Origin of the sequence: Cobetia crustatorum, from assembly GCF_000591415.1 — a bacterium.
In the GTDB taxonomy this organism is placed as follows: Bacteria; Pseudomonadota; Gammaproteobacteria; order Pseudomonadales; family Halomonadaceae; genus Cobetia; species Cobetia crustatorum.
In genome coordinates this window covers 1-14985 of the sequence record NZ_JEMF01000020.1, presented here as the reverse complement: position 1 = coordinate 14985, position 14985 = coordinate 1, and the positions used below count along the sequence as shown (strand labels likewise).

Below are 14985 nucleotides of genomic sequence, written 5' to 3'. Positions count from 1 at the left end.
AATTCCTGTCTGTGCTGGCAGCTAGGGATCAGCTGTTCTAGTTTACGTTAACGTAAATTGTGTTAAGCGCAACGCCTACCGTAATCCAATAGGTGGTCAAGCAGGTGCTGCGCTGCGTTTTTTTGCCTTTGTCGCCACAGACACTACCGGCTTGCCGGTCAGGGACGGAGTACTGACATGCCATCACCGCCCATCCAGGGGCCGCGCGCCAGCGGAGGCGCGTCCACTACGGCCCCGATTTTAGAGACGCGTGGTCTTAGCAAGGATTTTCGCGGCTTCACAGCCGTCGATGACGTCAATCTGCAGATTCAGGAGGGGCATATTCACGCCCTTATTGGCCCGAATGGTGCCGGAAAAACGACGGTCTTCAACCTGCTGACCCGCTTCTTGCCTGCCACCCGCGGTGAGATTCTCTATCGTGGAAAATCGATTACCCGTATGCGCTCGCATGAAATTGCCCGCTTGGGGCTGGTGCGCTCGTTCCAGATCTCGGCCGTCTTCGGTCAGATGACAGTGCTTGAAAATGTACTGGTCGCACTACAGCGACCGCTGGGAACGTCGTTTCATTTCTGGAAGCCGAAAAGTAGCCTCGACAGCTTGAACGAGCGCGCACTGCAGCTGTTGGAGCAGGTCGGGCTGCGAGAGGATGCGCACCGCGTGACAGCCGGTTTGCCTTATGGCCGCAAGCGCGCGCTGGAACTGGCAACCACCTTGGCACTGGAACCGACAGTGATGTTGCTCGATGAGCCGACTCAGGGAATGGGAGCGGAAGACGTTGATCGTGTCGTGGAGCTGATTCGCGTTGCTGCCCAAGGACGTACCGTGTTGATGGTGGAGCACAATCTGAGCGTGGTCAGCCGCTTGTGTGATCGCATCAGTGTGCTGGCCCGCGGACGCGTGTTGGCGGAAGGCGACTATGCCAGCGTATCGGCCAATGCTGAGGTGCGCGAGGCCTATCTAGGCAGCGAAGTATCCGAGTCTGCCACTGCCCAGCACGAGGAGGTCTGATGGCCACTGCTCTCGAAAAGACCACGACAACAGACGGGGCCGCCGTGTCGCCAGCGAGTGAGGAGCAGCTCTGTCTACGAGACTTGAATGCCTGGTATGGCGAGTCGCACGTACTGCATGGCGTCAACATGACCGTGCGGCGCGGCGAACTGGTCACATTGCTCGGGCGCAATGGTGCCGGCCGTAGCAGCACGCTGCGCGCGATCATGAACATGGTTGGGCGGCGCAGTGGCGAGATTCTGATCAAGGGTCAGGACAGCATGGGATTGGCGCCGCATCGTATTGCCCATCTTGGGGTCGGCTTCTGTCCCGAAGAGCGTGGGATTTTTTCAAGCCTGACCGTCGAGGAGAATCTGCTGTTGCCCCCGATGGTAAAGGGGAAGGGGAGGCAGAAAGAAGACGGGGCAAGGAGTGGAGATGAGACGTGCGGGATGTCTCTTGATGAGATCTACGCACTGTTTCCCAATCTGCACGAACGCCGCAACAGCCAAGGCACGCGATTATCCGGTGGCGAGCAGCAGATGCTGGCACTAGCGCGCATTCTGCGCACCGGGGCTGATCTATTGTTGCTCGATGAAATCACTGAAGGGTTGGCGCCGGTCATCAATCAAAAGTTGGGCGAGGTGCTGATGATGCTCAAGGCGCGCGGCATGACCATCGTGCTGGTGGAGCAGAATTTCCGTTTTGCCGCACCACTAGCCGACCGGCACTACTTGATGGAGCACGGCAGCATTCAAGAGGAAATCACCGCGGCTGAACTGCCAGCGCGCCACGCTTATCTGCATCGGGTGCTGGGTGTCTGATCACCTGATGCTCATAGATGCTGTCGTTATCTGAACCCGCACGTCTCACAACAACAATCACAATATTACCGGGTCAACCGGTCTGGAGATGTCATGCACGCTACTGCTAACGCTTCACGTAAGGTTTCTTGCAAACCCTCACGGCTGTCACGGCACATCAGCTCCGCCTTGCGCGTACGTCGCCGCGCATTACCACTGAGTGCTGCACTGCTGGGGACGCTGCTATCGGCAGGTGTCGCGCAGGCAGATATCAGTGACGATACCGTCAAGATTGGCTATCTGGCTGACATGTCGGGCACCTACCGAGACCTGGCCGGCCCCGGCGGGCTGGATGCGCTGAAGATGGCGGTCGAGGACTTCGGCGGTAGCGTCAATGGCAAGCCCATCGAAGTGTTGAGCGCTGATGACCGCAACAGTGCCGATGTTGGAGCCAATACCGTACGTGGTTGGATCGATCAGCAGAACATCGACATGGTGGGCGGTCTGGTAGCGTCCTCGGTGAGCATTGCGGTGACACGAATTCTGGCCGAGCAGGACACGCTGGGTATCGTCTCGGGATCAGCAGCCTCAAGCATTACTAACGAGCACTGCACGCCCAATCACATCCATTGGGTCTACGACACCTATCCGCTGGCCAACGGCACTGCCAAGGCGATCGTCGATGAAGGGGGCGATAGCTGGTTCTTGCTGACGGCTGATTATGCCTTTGGCCATGCGCTGGAAGGTGATGTGGAAAAGGTCGTGACCGAGAATGGCGGCACTATCGTCGGCAAGATACGCCATCCATTCCCGACCAGCGATTTCTCCTCTTATATCCTGCAGGCGCAAGGCTCTGGCGCCAAGATCGTCGGGCTGGCCAATGCCGGCTCTGACACCGTCAATGCTCTGACGACTGCCAGTCAATTCGGTCTGGTGCAGTCAGGGCAATCATTGGCAGGCCTGCTGATATTCCTCAACGACGTTCATGCACTGGGGCTCAATGTGGCGCAGGGGCTGCAGCTTACGACTGGCTGGTACTGGGATCTCAACGAGGAAACACGCGCCTGGTCGCAGCGTTATTACGAACGTAATGAGCGCATGCCCACCATGGTGCAAGCCGGCATCTACTCCAGCACGCTGCATTACCTGAATGCCGTTGCTGCCACCGATAGTGATGACACCGCGACGGTACGCGCGAAGATGGGCGAGACGCCGGTCAACGACATGTTTGCCAAGAATGGCATCATCCGCGCCGATGGCCGCATGGTGCACGACATGTATCTGGTCAAAGTGAAGTCGCCGTCCGAGTCGACAGGTGAGTGGGATGTCTATGACGTGATTCGCACCATTCCTGGTCAAGAGGCTTACCGACCGCTGGCTGATAGTCAGTGTGCGCTGGTCAAGGGCCAAGGCTGATCAGGGGAGCTGATGGCCAGTGGGCCTCTCGTCGTCTTTCACGCGAGAGGCTCATATTGGCTGCGCTGACACTGGCAAGGCCTGCTGAAAAGGAATGTGCGTATGACCATGATTTTTGGAATACCCCTGATGGTGTTGTTCGGCCAGTTGATGCTGGGGCTGATCAACGGCGCCTTTTATGCACTGCTGAGTCTAGGGCTGGCGGTGATCTTTGGCCTACTGCGCATTATCAACTTCGCCCACGGGGCTCAATACATGCTGGGTGCCTTCGCGGCACTGTTGGGCGCGCAATATCTTGGCCTCAACTACTGGGCGGCATTAATCCTCGTGCCGCTAGTTGTTGGCGCGCTAGGTATCGTAGTGGAGCGCCTGCTACTGAGGCGTATCCAGCATCTTGATCACCTCTATGGTTTGCTGCTGACCTTTGGGCTGGCACTGATCTTTGAGGGCACGTTGGTCAATCTATTCGGCGTCTCGGGTTCGAGTTATCCGATCCCCGAGGCGCTGAGCGGTGGCTTCAAGCTCGGCTTCATGTTCCTGCCGACCTACCGTGCCTGGGTGCTGGTTGCAGCCTTGGTGGTGTGCTTCGCCGTATGGTTCTTGATTGAGCGTACTCGACTCGGTGCCTATCTGCGTGCCGGCACCGAAAATCCAGAACTAGTACAGGCATTCGGCATCAACGTGCCACTGATGGTGTCGTTGACCTATGGACTCGGTGTGGCACTGGCGGCTTTTGCTGGTGTACTGGCCGCACCCCTGTATCCAGTGTCACCGACCATGGGTTCGAACCTGTTGATCGTGGTGTTCGCGGTGGTTGTCATCGGCGGCATGGGCTCGATTCTGGGCGCCATCCTCACAGGGTTGGCAATGGGAGTGATCGAGGGGCTGACCAAGGTATTTTATCCCGAGGCCGCCAACACCGTGATCTTCGTGGTGATGGTGATGGTGCTGATGCTTCGCCCCGCGGGGCTGTTCGGAAAGGAGGCCTGACATGGCGGTACTTGAACAAGAGCAAGAACGAGGTGCTGCGTCTGCCGGCAAGGCATCTCGCCGCATCACACCGCTCGGCGCGCTGTATCTCGGGTTGTTCGTGCTTGGCTTGCTGGCACCGTGGGTGGCCTACCCGGTCTTCCTGATGAAGATTCTGTGCTTTGCGCTATTTGCCAGTGCCTTCAACCTGCTGCTCGGCTTCGTCGGGCTACTGTCTTTCGGGCATGCCGCCTTTCTGGCGACTGGCGCCTATATCACCGGCTTTCTACTTGCGGAATATCCGGGCCTGAGTCCCGTGCTGGGTATCATGGCAGGTACGTTGGGCGCGGTGGTATTAGGCACGCTGTTTGGTGCGCTGGCTATTCGTCGGCAGGGTATCTATTTCGCGATGGTGACATTGGCTCTGGCGCAGATGATGTTCTTCTTCTTCGTTCAGGCACCCTTTACTCATGGTGAAGATGGCCTGCACGGTGTGCCACGAGGCGAACTGTTCGGGCTGTTTGACCTCAAGAACAACCACACTCTCTACTACTTTGTGTTCGCGATCTTCGTGGCGGCCTTCGTACTGATTCGGCGCGTGGTGCATTCACCGTTCGGGCAGGTACTCAAGGCTATCCGCGAGAATGAACCGCGTGCTATCTCGTTGGGCTATCACACCGATGCCTACAAGTTGGTGGCCTTCGTGCTTTCGGCAGGCCTGGCGGGGCTGGCGGGCGCGACCAAGACGCTAGTCTTCCAGCTTGCATCCTTGGGGGACGCCAGTTGGCACATGTCAGGCGAAGTAATTCTTATGACGCTGCTCGGGGGTGTCGGCACCTTGCTGGGGCCATTGGTGGGCTCGGGGTTGGTGATCGGTCTGCAGCACCAGCTAGCTCAGTCAGCGCTGGGCGACTGGGTGAGTGTGATTCTGGGCGCCATCTTCGTGATCTGTGTGCTGAGCTTCCGCAGCGGCATCGTCGGTGAGTGCCAACGCTGGCTTGAAAAGCGCAAGGAGCGTGATGAAGTGTGAAGGGGAAGCAGAGAGCAGATAAAGAGACGGCTGCGATCTGCTGGCGAGTGACTCAAGATTCGCGCATAAAAAAAGCCCACTCCATGAAGGGGTGGGCTTAAATGCCATTGTATATCGAGGGGGATACGCCGGTCCCTAATCCTCGACTCAGCAATGAGCACGCCATGCGAGATAGCCGCCATTAGCCACCTCGATCAATATATTGCACGCCCAGTGCCATGATATATATTTTTCAATAAAATCAGAATGTTGAAAGAATTTATGCTCTGTGCCAATCACCAGCACTGCCATAGCTCCTGCTGTCTGGTGCCGTATCAGGAAGCGTCATGGTGCGCTGCAGCACGTTCTTGCACCATTATCGTACTGTTTGTTCGACATATCAGGCCGTCCGCGCTGATGCTGGATGATCAAAACCGACCTGGATGTCCTCTCCCTCAATGCGTACCGGCCATACCTTGAGTCGCAGGGCTGCATCTTCCATGCATTGCCCATCCTTCAATCGATAGCGCTGCTTATAGAGCGGTGAGATCACCAGCGGTTCACCAGCCTGATCGCCCAGCAAGCCGCGCGCCATCACATTGGCTCCTGATACGGGATCATGATGATCAATGGCGAAAACCTGCATCGCGTCGCTACCAGTGGCTGGCAGGGTGAAAAGTGCTATCTGATAAGACCGATTCTGCTGTGCTTCTGTCGTCTCATGCCAAGCGGCGACGCCTGAACCTTCGACGAGATCTTTGCGCTGGCACAGAGTGACCCAGTGCGAGCTATCCACAGAAGTGTCATTCGTTGCGGTGAGTGTAGAAGTCGTCATTAGCGTATCTCCGTGACCAGCTGGCTAGTGGTTTTGGTAGAAGACGCCTCGGCGGTAGGGGCATCGCTGGCAATCAGTGCGGTGGGTGCCGGACGAATCTGCTCACGCTCGACGATATTGACCACGCCGGGGTCCGGGCGCTGATCATTCACGTAGCTGCGGAAACGCTTGAGCTTTTCAGGATGCTTGAGCGCATTGGCCCATTCACACTCGTAGCGCTCCACCAGCAGCTGCATCTGGGTCTCAAGCACGTCGCCAAGCCCGAGGCTGTCGTCGATGATGACGTCTTTCAAATAGTCGAGGCCGCCTTCGAGACCCTCACGCCATACCGACGTACGCTGCAGGCGGTCGGCCGTGCGGATATAGAACATCAAGAAGCGATCAATCGTGCTGATGAGAGTCTCGTCGTCGAGGTCAGTCGCGAATAGCTCCGCATGGCGCGGGCGCATGCCGCCGTTACCGCAGACATACAAATTCCAGCCATTCTCGGTCGCAATGACACCGACATCCTTGCTCTGGGCTTCGGCACATTCACGTGTACAGCCGGATACGGCGAACTTGAGCTTGTGTGGTGAACGCAGGCCCTTGTAGCGATCTTCCAATCTCAAGGCCATCGCCATGCTGTCCTGTACGCCATAGCGGCACCAGGTGGTACCGATGCAGGACTTTACTGTCCGTGTCGATTTTCCGTAGGCATGCCCCGTCTCGAAGCCGGCCGCGATCAGCTCGCCCCAGATTTCCGGCAGCTCGTGTAACTGGGCGCCGAATAGATCGATGCGTTGGCCGCCAGTGATCTTGGTATAGAGGTTGTAGCGTTTGGCAACGTCGCCAATAGCGATCAGCTTGTCAGGCGTTATCTCACCACCGGGAATGCGTGGCACGACTGAGTAGGTGCCGTTTTTCTGCATATTGGCCATGAAGGTATCGTTGGTATCTTGTTGCGGGATATGCGAGGGGTCGGTAATGGGCGCATTCCAGCACGAAGCGAGAATGGAGCCCACTGCCGGCTTGCAGATCTCGCAGCCCAGCGCACCAGCATGGCGACCATGGCGGGCCATCAGCTCGCTAAAGGTCTCGATACTCTCGACGCGCACGAGTGAGTAGAGTTCCTGTCGCGTGTGGGCGAAGTGCTCGCACAGTGAGTGATCAACCTCGACGCCGCGGCTCTCGAGTTCTGCATCGACGACCTTCTTGAGCAATGCCGCACAACCACCGCAGCCGGTGCTGGCTTTGGTGCTGGCCTTGATGGCGCCAAGGTCGTTGTGGCCAGCATCAATGGCACCACAGACGTCGCCTTTGGAGACGTTGTGACATGAGCACAGCGTCGCCGTTGCTGGCAGTGCATCAGCGCCTAGCGTAATCGCCTCACCGCTGCTGTCGGGAAGGATGAGTGCTGCCGGGTCCTTGGGTGCCGCGATAGCATTGCTGACATATTGCAACAGTGTGTCGTAGCGGGAGTTATCGCCCACCAGGACTGCGCCGAGCACCTGCTTGCGGTCTTTCGAGACGACGAGACGACGGTAGACGCCTTCTGCTTCATCGCAGTAGCGATAACTGATGGCACCTTCCGTCTGGCCATGAGCATCGCCGATGGAGCCAACATCGACACCAAGCAGTTTGAGCTTGGTCGACATGTCGGCACCCTGGAAGCAGAAGCTGTCTCCCGCCTCGTCAGATTCGCCATGGGTACTGGCCGCCAGTAAGGAGGCCACGCCCCGTGCCATTTGATAGCCGGGTGCTACCAGGCCAAAGATGCGCGATTGCCATAGTGCGCACTCGCCAATGGCGAAGATTTCGGGGTCGGAGGTGCGGCACTCGTCATCGATGATGATGCCGCCACGCTCACCTATTTCGAGGCTGGCGGTACGCGCCAGAGCATCCTGTGGGCGAATACCGGCAGAGAACACGATCAGATCGGTCTCCAGGTGTTCGCCATCGGCGAAATTCATGCGCCACTTGTAGTCATCACCGGGCACGATACTGGTAGTGGCACGGTTGAGATGTACCCCGACACCCAGTGCAGTGATGTGTTGCTTCAGCGTCTGGCCACCGTCTTCATCCAGCTGAACCGGCATCAGCCGTGGAGCGAACTCGACCACATGCGCTTCCAGCCCGAGAGATTTAAGCGCATTGGCCGCCTCAAGCCCTAGCAGGCCACCACCGACCACGACACCCCGTGTCTTCCCTTTGGCTGCAGCGCGAATCTGGTCGAGATCTTCCAGCGTGCGATAGACCAGTCGATTGCTGGCAGCCTCGGCGCTGCCCACTGCGCCAAGCCCTTCGATGGGCGGTACAAAAGGCGTCGAACCCGTGGCCATTACCAGGCTGTCATAGGGGTGGCGCCCGCGCGAGGTGACGATTTCACCGTTATCGCGGTCGATCGAGATGACGACTTCATCAAGGTGTAGCGTGATACCGCCTGCGATGTAGTCTTCGGCACTCCCCAGTGCCAGCGATTCGGCATCTCGTCCCGTGAAGTATTCCGAGAGATGGACACGGTCGTAGGCGATGTGACGCTCTTCGCCGAAGACATGAATCTGATAGTGAGCGGTGGCGCCCTGTTCGATCAGCTGCTCGACGCAGTGATGACCGACCATGCCGTTACCAATGATGATCAGGTTTTTCATGCGGCTTCCTCAAGAGAGTCAGGTGGAGTGTGTGCGGTATCGCGTAGGGCAGTGTTGGGATCGTCGGACGGTGGAGGTGCTGTAGCCTCAAGGCGTTCGAGTGCTTCTTCGGGTGAGAACAGCAGGTCTTCGCGAATCTCTGCCAGTGGCGTCCCCGACTTGAGTGCCTCGAATAACGCATTGCCAGCACTGACGTCGCCGTAGAGCACGGCACCGATCAGACGGTTGTCGCGCAGCAGCAGGCGGCGATAGTCGTTGAGGGTGAAGTCTTGATAGACCAGCACTTCATCGCCACTGGCTGGGACAAGTTCGCCACAGCTATAGAGGTCGATACCGCTGACCTTGAGGCGGGTCGCGAGTGGGGCATTGCGATAGGGCGCTGTCGGTAATTCGAGAAGTTGGCGGGCCAGTACCTCTATTTGCGCCCAGATGGGTTCGATCAGCCCGAAGGTTTCGCCGTCCACTTCGCAACACTCACCCAGTGCGTGAATATGGGGATCGCTGGTGCGCAGATGGTCATCGACACAGATCGCGCGCTGGCATCTCAGGCCAGCGGCCTGCGCCAGCGACATCTCGGGGCGAATGCCAGTGGCGGCGACGGTCAGATCGGCCTTCAGCTCGCGGCCATCGGTGAGGCGTACGCCAGTGATGCGACCATCCGATGCCTGGAGCCACTGATCTAGATGGGCATTGGTGATGATGTGAAGTCCACGGCTTTCAAGCGCCTGTGCGAGTAGCCCGGCGGCCGTATCATCCAGTTGGCGATTCATCAGTCGTTCGCTGCGCTGGAGTAGCGTGACGTCGAGGCCGCGCTTGCGGAGTCCCTCGGCCGCTTCGAGGCCCAGCAGTCCGCCGCCGATCACGAGCGCGTGGCCGCCCTTGCTGCACGCGACGCGCATCTGCTCGACATCCTTCAGCTCTCGAAAGCCCATCAGGCCCTCAGGCCATGCCTGACGGGAGGCCGGAAGAGAGAGAGGTAACGCAGGGCGCGATCCGGTCGCGATGATCAGGCGCTGATAGGCCAGACGCCGACCGCTGAGCATGATCAGCTGGCGGGTATCGCGCTTGATTTTCACGACCGGATCACCACTGAGTCGCGTGATGCCATGACGCTTGAACCAATCATCGGTCTGACTGGTCAGGCTGCTGACGTTGACTTCACCGGCTAGCAGGGGCGAGAGCTGAATGCGGTTGTATGGCAAACATGGCTCTTCGCCTATCACCAGTACCGGCCACGCGAGCCTGCGGTTCGACACGAGGGTGACCAGCTGCTCCAGAATCTTCTGGGCCGCCATGCCGTGGCCGATGATCACGAGCTCCGCGGAGAGGGGCTCGGGCGAGAGTGTGGCAATGGCCGCTGAGTCGCCGAGGGAAGATGGCTGCTGCATGCTGCCTCCTTGCGATGATGCGTCTTGCGCATAAAAAAAAGGCGCCTGCACGGCGCCGTGATGAACACGACGTCGAGCAGGCGCCTTTGCCTGAAAATGATGGCTAAGCATTGGATATGCGAGGTGCAGTCCCGAGGGGCTAGGCGCTGCATCAGGTATGGCGAATCGACAGCCTCTCGAGCGCAGGTGTGCACCGTAGGGCATTCGATCCGGAGTCGTCATTGACTCAACCTGGCGATAACAGAGCGAATTTGATGCCGTCATGATAAAAGTTGCGGTTTATCATGAGGTTGTATCGTTATTGATTCGATGGCCTCTGCGTCAGGGCATGTCATCAGGCCGAGGCCGTGGGTTACTGGTGCAGGGGATGCCTGTGGCGCGCTTTACTGGTGCGCTCTGCCGGTAGCGAAGGGCGCCTGAGCTACTTTTTACGGGACTGAATACATATAAGGCATTGTTATTGTGAGCTAATATGGTTGGGTGGCCTGTTATCTGCGTCTGTACAGTATTCGCATACTGAGTTTGCTGGTGGGTCAACAAGGGATAGGGACTTGCTTGATCTGGCCAACGGCGGTCATGTCAGCCAATATTCCGTATGCAGTAATGATTCAGCTCAATCTTTTCGTGAGCGACAGGCAAAGGCGCCTGATGACCGCACATTTTACGTGCTCGGTCATCAGGCGCCTTTTTTGTGGCGCAATGCCAGGGGAGTGATGTTGATGCAGGCCAGCAATCGTCCAGTAGCGCAGGAAATGCGTGCGACTACTGAGAGCGCGACACCGTCAGTGAAAGCCACGCATTGCACCGCCACGACATGCCCTTATTGTGGTGTGGGCTGTGGAGTCACGCTTGAGTGGGAGGATAGTGAGAGCGGGCCGCGTATCGTGTCACTGGCTGGCGATACTCGACATCCTGCCAATTATGGTCGGCTGTGTGTCAAGGGGTCGGCTCTTGCCGAGACACTGTCACCACAGGGGCGGCTGACGCATCCACAGGTTCGCGATGCGGCAGGCGTTCTGCGTGAGGTGAGTTGGGATACTGCGCTGGACTTGATCGCGACACGCTTTAGTGCGCTCCGCGAGACGCATGGCGCGGAGTGCATCGCGGCCTATCTCTCGGGGCAGTTGCTGACAGAGGACTACTATCTGGCCAACAAGCTGTTCAAGGGCTTTGTAGGTACGCCACATCTGGATACCAATTCACGTCTGTGTATGGCCTCCGCAGTGGTTGCACATAAGCGCGCCTTCGGGGCTGATGCCGTGCCGTGCAGCTACGAAGATCTCGAGAGTGCTGAGCTGGTGGTATTGGTTGGCAGCAATCTGGCCTGGAATCACCCGGTGCTGTTTCAGCGCCTCAAGCAGGCCCGAATCGACAATCCTCTACTGCGCATCGTGGTGATCGATCCGCGTGTGACTGATAGCTGTGAAATCGCCGACCTCTATCTTGGGGTTCGCCCCGGCAGTGATGCGCGGCTGTTCAACGGCTTGCTGGCGTATATGGCGGAGCGCGGACGGATGGATCGCCTCTATCTTGAGGCACATACCCAAGGCTTCGATGCGGCACTCAAGGCAGCCAAGGTGGACGACTGTTCGCTGGCAGCCATCGCGCGCGACTGCGATGTGGACGTCGAGCGTCTCGAGACCTTCTATTACTGGTTCACGACTCAGCTGCATGTGGTGACGCTTTTCTCCCAAGGAATCAATCAGTCGACCAGTGGTACCGACAAGGGCAACGCGATCATCAATTGCCATCTGGCGGGCGGCAAGCTTGGGCTGCCGGGAGCGGGCCCATTCTCGATTACGGGTCAGCCCAATGCCATGGGCGGGCGCGAGGTTGGAGGGCTGGCCAATCAGCTGGCAGCCCATATGGATTACGACACTCCCGGTGCGCGGACGCTGGTCAGCGAATTCTGGCAGGCACCGAATCTTCCCGAAGGGCCGGGCCATAAAGCGGTGGAGATGTTCGCGGCATTGGGGCGCGGTGAGATTCAGGCACTGTGGGTGATGGCGACCAACCCTGCTGTCAGCCTGCCAGACTCAGAGGCGGTACGTTCGGCATTGGCACGTTGTCCGCTGGTGATCGTCTCCGACTGTGTGAGCGATAGCGACACTCTGGCGTATGCCGATGTGATACTGCCGGCGAGTAGCTGGAGTGAGAAGGATGGCACCGTCACCAACTCCGAACGGCGCATCTCGAGACAGCGCGGTTTGCTTGTGCCACCAGGTGAAGCGCGTCACGACTGGTGGCAGCTGGCGGAAGTTGGCAAGCGTATGGGCTATGAGCAGGCCTTCAGCTATGCAGGACCGCACGCCATCTTTCGTGAGCATGCTCGGCTTTCCGGCTACCGGAATGCCACGCCGCGTGCAAAGGCAGGCAAGCGCATGAGTGATGAGCTTCCCTGTGTGAAGCGGCTATTCAATATCTCGCCGCTGGCGGAGTTAGGCTGTCAAGGCTATGACGACCTGATCCCGATCCAGTGGCCTGTATACCGTAATGCGCAGGGTGATCTCGTCGGTACGCGACGCTTATTTGAAGATGCCACTTTCAATACACCTAACGGCCGCGCACGTCTGGTGCCGGTGACGCCTCAACAACCTCATCAACAGCTGAGTGATGCAGCGCCATTGCGACTCAATACCGGTCGGATACGCGATCAGTGGCACACCATGACGCGTACAGCACGCAGTGCACGACTGATGAATCATCGTGCTGAACCCTATATCGAGTTGCACGCACGTGATGCTCAGGCGCGAAAGCTGGAAGACGGTATGTTGGCGCGCCTGCTCAGTCGTGATGCGCGGGGTGCCATACGCGGTGACTATCGAGCACGGGTGCATATTTCCAGTGGGCAGCGCGCAGGCGAGGTCTTTATTCCAATGCATTGGAATGACCACTTCGCGAGCCATGGTCGTGCCGGCGCGCTGCTGGCAGGGTTGACGGATCCGTTCTCTGGTCAGCCAGAGTCCAAACATGGCGCAGTGGAAGTGATTGCGTTGGAAAGTGAGTGGCAGGCGACATTACTGTTGGCACCCGAACTGCTGGGTAGTCGCAGTGCCTTTGCGGCGGCGATTGAAGCATTGGACGGTTGCTACTGGGCGCGCATTCCGCAGGACACTCTGGTGCGCTACCAACTGGCAGGAGGTGGCCAGCCCGATTGGCAGCGCTGGTGCGATGAGCAGCTAGGCATATCCGCTGATCTATGGGGAGAAGACACAACACACAAGGAGTTGCGTGCGGCAGGTCTCGTGGAAGGGCGGCTGAAATGGTGGCTGAGAGTCGCGCCGTCATCCTCACGCGAATTCCGTCAGCCCAACGTTGCCTGGCTGGGGGAGTGCTTCGCCACCGATCAGCTCGCACCACGTGAGCGACGCAGTCTATTGGCGGGTCGCCTTCGGGTCAGGCTGATGCGGGAGCGATGATTTGCGCCTGTCATCAGGTAGGGGAAGCCACTATTCGCAATGCCATCCAAGCTGGCGATACCACGGTTGAATCACTCGGTGCACGCCTGGCGTGTGGCACCCGTTGTGGCTCGTGCCTCCCTGAACTCAAACGTATTGTTGAAGAGGAGCGTTCTCATGAGCGTACTGATACGTCGCTGGAATTGGCGTGAAGCCATGTCACCGATCATTGTGTCATCGGTCACACTGTCGTTGCTCACCACGTTACGTGAGGCGTTGACGGTACGTCTTGGGTTCGCGGCACAGGTGGGGGCGCGAGGCCTGCGTAGTGATACCAATGCGATCTCGCCGGTATGGGAGGGCTTTCTGCCGGGGCAGGTCGCATTGGTAGGGGCTGGGCCGGGTGATCCTGATCTTATGACGATGAAAGCCTGGCGAATGCTGAACGCTGCTGATGCTGTTGTTTACGATCGCCTGGTCGGTGATGAAATTCTCGCGCAGCTGCCGGCACATTGTGAGCGCTATTACGTCGGTAAGGCGTGTGGCAATCACAGTGTGGCTCAATCCGAAATAGGTGCTCTGATGGTACGCCTGGCGGGGGAGGGCATGCGTGTCGTCCGGCTCAAGGGAGGAGACCCCGGTGTCTTTGGGCGGATGGGAGAAGAGCTGTCGGCTCTCGATGCTGCTGGGGTAACACGGCATGTCGTGCCGGGAATCACGGCGGCCTCCGGTGCGGCCGCCGCGTTGGGTATGCCCTTGACGGATCGCGCTCATGCCCAGCGACTACGCTTCGTGACCGCGCAGCTATGCCACCAGGATGAGCAGCCAGAGTGGGCGCAGCTGGCACGTTGCGATGAAACACTCGTCTTCTATATGGGGCTCAATCGACTCGACGTGATCTGCGAGGAACTAAAGCGACATGGTCTACCGGCAGACTGGCCGATGATGCTGATTGCCAATGCCAGCCTCTCCGCACAACAGACGCTACATGGCACTCTGGATAACATGGTAGAACGCTGGCTGGGCACCCACTGCCGACGCCGTGTCTGATTGTGGTGGGTAGTGTCTGTGAGATGGCCGTCGGCCGAGCGGTAGCATCCACTCTCTATAAGAGTGGATCGGTACAGGCTCTAGAGAAAGCAGCGACGCTAAAGGAGGCCTCGATGCACGTCTAGCAATAGCCATGTTGAGAGGTATGGTGGCCATGTGCGGTTTTTGCGACATTTCTTCCCAAAAGGCCTTGCGCTGAACCGGCCCGGTGCGTAAAGTACGCATCCGCTGCCGGGGACGCATGGCGTTACCAGCGGTGAAAGAGGTGTGCAGGTGATTGTTTCGATTGATGTTTTTCAAGTCTCTTCGAAATGCATCGCTTGACAATCCCGGCAGATTCGCTAGAATACGCCGCACACCTTACGGAACACGTGAACGGGCATCGCCCCCTCACTGCTTGATGATGCTTAGAGGCAGTCGACTGACTCATCACCAAGTGCTTGACTTCTCAAGCGTTCCTGGTAGAATATGCCTCCTCGCTTAATAGCGACGCTCTTTAAAAA

At 58.3% G+C, this 14985-nt stretch carries 11 protein-coding genes; 8 read left to right on the top strand and 3 right to left on the bottom strand.

Translation table 11 applies throughout. The annotated features are described in order from the left end of the window. Nucleotides 1-177 precede the first annotated feature (177 nt). The 5 genes from BF12_RS0105650 to BF12_RS0105630 all read left to right on the top strand — a co-directional run bounded on the left by BF12_RS0105650 (nt 178) and on the right by BF12_RS0105630 (nt 5205). A complete protein-coding gene (locus BF12_RS0105650; RefSeq protein WP_024951426.1) occupies nt 178-1008 on the top strand; it encodes an ABC transporter ATP-binding protein in 831 nt (276 codons plus the stop codon). After that, nucleotides 1008-1811: an ABC transporter ATP-binding protein gene (locus tag BF12_RS0105645; protein WP_035159228.1), complete on the top strand. Its 804-nt coding sequence runs from the start codon at nt 1008-1010 to the stop codon at nt 1809-1811. The genes BF12_RS0105650 and BF12_RS0105645 overlap by 1 nt, the downstream gene beginning before the upstream one ends. A 93-nt stretch (nt 1812-1904) precedes the next feature. Continuing rightward, complete coding sequence (locus BF12_RS0105640) at nt 1905-3206, top strand: ABC transporter substrate-binding protein (RefSeq protein ID WP_084487983.1); 1302 nt, start codon at nt 1905-1907, stop codon at nt 3204-3206. Nucleotides 3207-3308: 102 nt separating this feature from the next. Then, nucleotides 3309-4196, top strand: a complete 888-nt coding sequence (locus tag BF12_RS0105635) for a branched-chain amino acid ABC transporter permease (RefSeq protein WP_024951423.1) — start codon at nt 3309-3311, stop codon at nt 4194-4196. Between the two features lies 1 nt (nt 4197). Next, entirely contained in the window at nt 4198-5205 is a 1008-nt protein-coding gene (locus tag BF12_RS0105630) for a branched-chain amino acid ABC transporter permease (protein WP_024951422.1), read from the top strand. Nucleotides 5206-5584: 379 nt separating this feature from the next. Here the strand turns inward: BF12_RS0105630 and nirD are convergent, their stop codons facing one another. The 3 genes from nirD to BF12_RS0105610 are packed head-to-tail and all read right to left on the bottom strand — an operon-like array spanning nt 5585 to nt 10034. Further along, the gene (nirD, locus tag BF12_RS0105620; protein ID WP_024951421.1) at nt 5585-6019 is read right to left on the bottom strand and encodes a nitrite reductase small subunit NirD; all 435 of its coding nucleotides are present in this window, start codon (nt 6017-6019) and stop codon (nt 5585-5587) included. Continuing rightward, complete coding sequence (gene nirB / locus BF12_RS0105615) at nt 6019-8646, bottom strand: nitrite reductase large subunit NirB (RefSeq protein WP_024951420.1); 2628 nt, start codon at nt 8644-8646, stop codon at nt 6019-6021. Before nirB ends, nirD begins: the two co-directional genes overlap by 1 nt. After that, entirely contained in the window at nt 8643-10034 is a 1392-nt protein-coding gene (locus BF12_RS0105610) for an NAD(P)/FAD-dependent oxidoreductase (protein WP_084487982.1), read from the bottom strand. The genes nirB and BF12_RS0105610 overlap by 4 nt, the downstream gene beginning before the upstream one ends. 719 nt (nt 10035-10753) lie before the next feature. Between BF12_RS0105610 and BF12_RS18860 the strand changes: the two genes are divergently transcribed. Genes BF12_RS18860 through cobA form a run of 3 tightly spaced genes read left to right on the top strand, consistent with a single transcriptional unit; the run spans nt 10754 to nt 14482 of the window. Continuing rightward, on the top strand, nt 10754-13453 hold the full coding sequence (locus BF12_RS18860) for a molybdopterin oxidoreductase family protein (protein WP_345917367.1): 2700 nt from the start codon (nt 10754-10756) through the stop codon (nt 13451-13453). Continuing rightward, the gene (locus BF12_RS23360) at nt 13450-13644 is read left to right on the top strand and encodes a (2Fe-2S)-binding protein (RefSeq protein ID WP_345917366.1); all 195 of its coding nucleotides are present in this window, start codon (nt 13450-13452) and stop codon (nt 13642-13644) included. Before BF12_RS18860 ends, BF12_RS23360 begins: the two co-directional genes overlap by 4 nt. Then, nucleotides 13610-14482, top strand: coding sequence for a uroporphyrinogen-III C-methyltransferase (gene cobA, locus BF12_RS18855; protein ID WP_051510767.1), 873 nt, complete (start codon nt 13610-13612; stop codon nt 14480-14482). Before BF12_RS23360 ends, cobA begins: the two co-directional genes overlap by 35 nt. Nucleotides 14483-14985 lie beyond the last annotated feature (503 nt).

What these genes read in the sequence shown, in the direction of transcription:
- BF12_RS23360 (WP_345917366.1), top strand. Translation starts at nt 13,450, where the DNA reads ATGATTTGCGCCTGTCATCAGGTAGGGGAAGCCACTATTCGCAATGCC.
- BF12_RS0105635 (WP_024951423.1), top strand. Translation starts at nt 3,309, where the DNA reads ATGACCATGATTTTTGGAATACCCCTGATGGTGTTGTTCGGCCAGTTG.
- BF12_RS0105630 (WP_024951422.1), top strand. Translation starts at nt 4,198, where the DNA reads ATGGCGGTACTTGAACAAGAGCAAGAACGAGGTGCTGCGTCTGCCGGC.
- cobA (WP_051510767.1), top strand. Translation starts at nt 13,610, where the DNA reads ATGAGCGTACTGATACGTCGCTGGAATTGGCGTGAAGCCATGTCACCG.
- nirB (WP_024951420.1), bottom strand. Translation starts at nt 8,646, where the DNA reads ATGAAAAACCTGATCATCATTGGTAACGGCATGGTCGGTCATCACTGC.
- BF12_RS0105610 (WP_084487982.1), bottom strand. Translation starts at nt 10,034, where the DNA reads ATGCAGCAGCCATCTTCCCTCGGCGACTCAGCGGCCATTGCCACACTC.
- nirD (WP_024951421.1), bottom strand. Translation starts at nt 6,019, where the DNA reads ATGACGACTTCTACACTCACCGCAACGAATGACACTTCTGTGGATAGC.
- BF12_RS0105645 (WP_035159228.1), top strand. Translation starts at nt 1,008, where the DNA reads ATGGCCACTGCTCTCGAAAAGACCACGACAACAGACGGGGCCGCCGTG.
- BF12_RS18860 (WP_345917367.1), top strand. Translation starts at nt 10,754, where the DNA reads ATGCAGGCCAGCAATCGTCCAGTAGCGCAGGAAATGCGTGCGACTACT.
- BF12_RS0105640 (WP_084487983.1), top strand. Translation starts at nt 1,905, where the DNA reads ATGCACGCTACTGCTAACGCTTCACGTAAGGTTTCTTGCAAACCCTCA.
- BF12_RS0105650 (WP_024951426.1), top strand. Translation starts at nt 178, where the DNA reads ATGCCATCACCGCCCATCCAGGGGCCGCGCGCCAGCGGAGGCGCGTCC.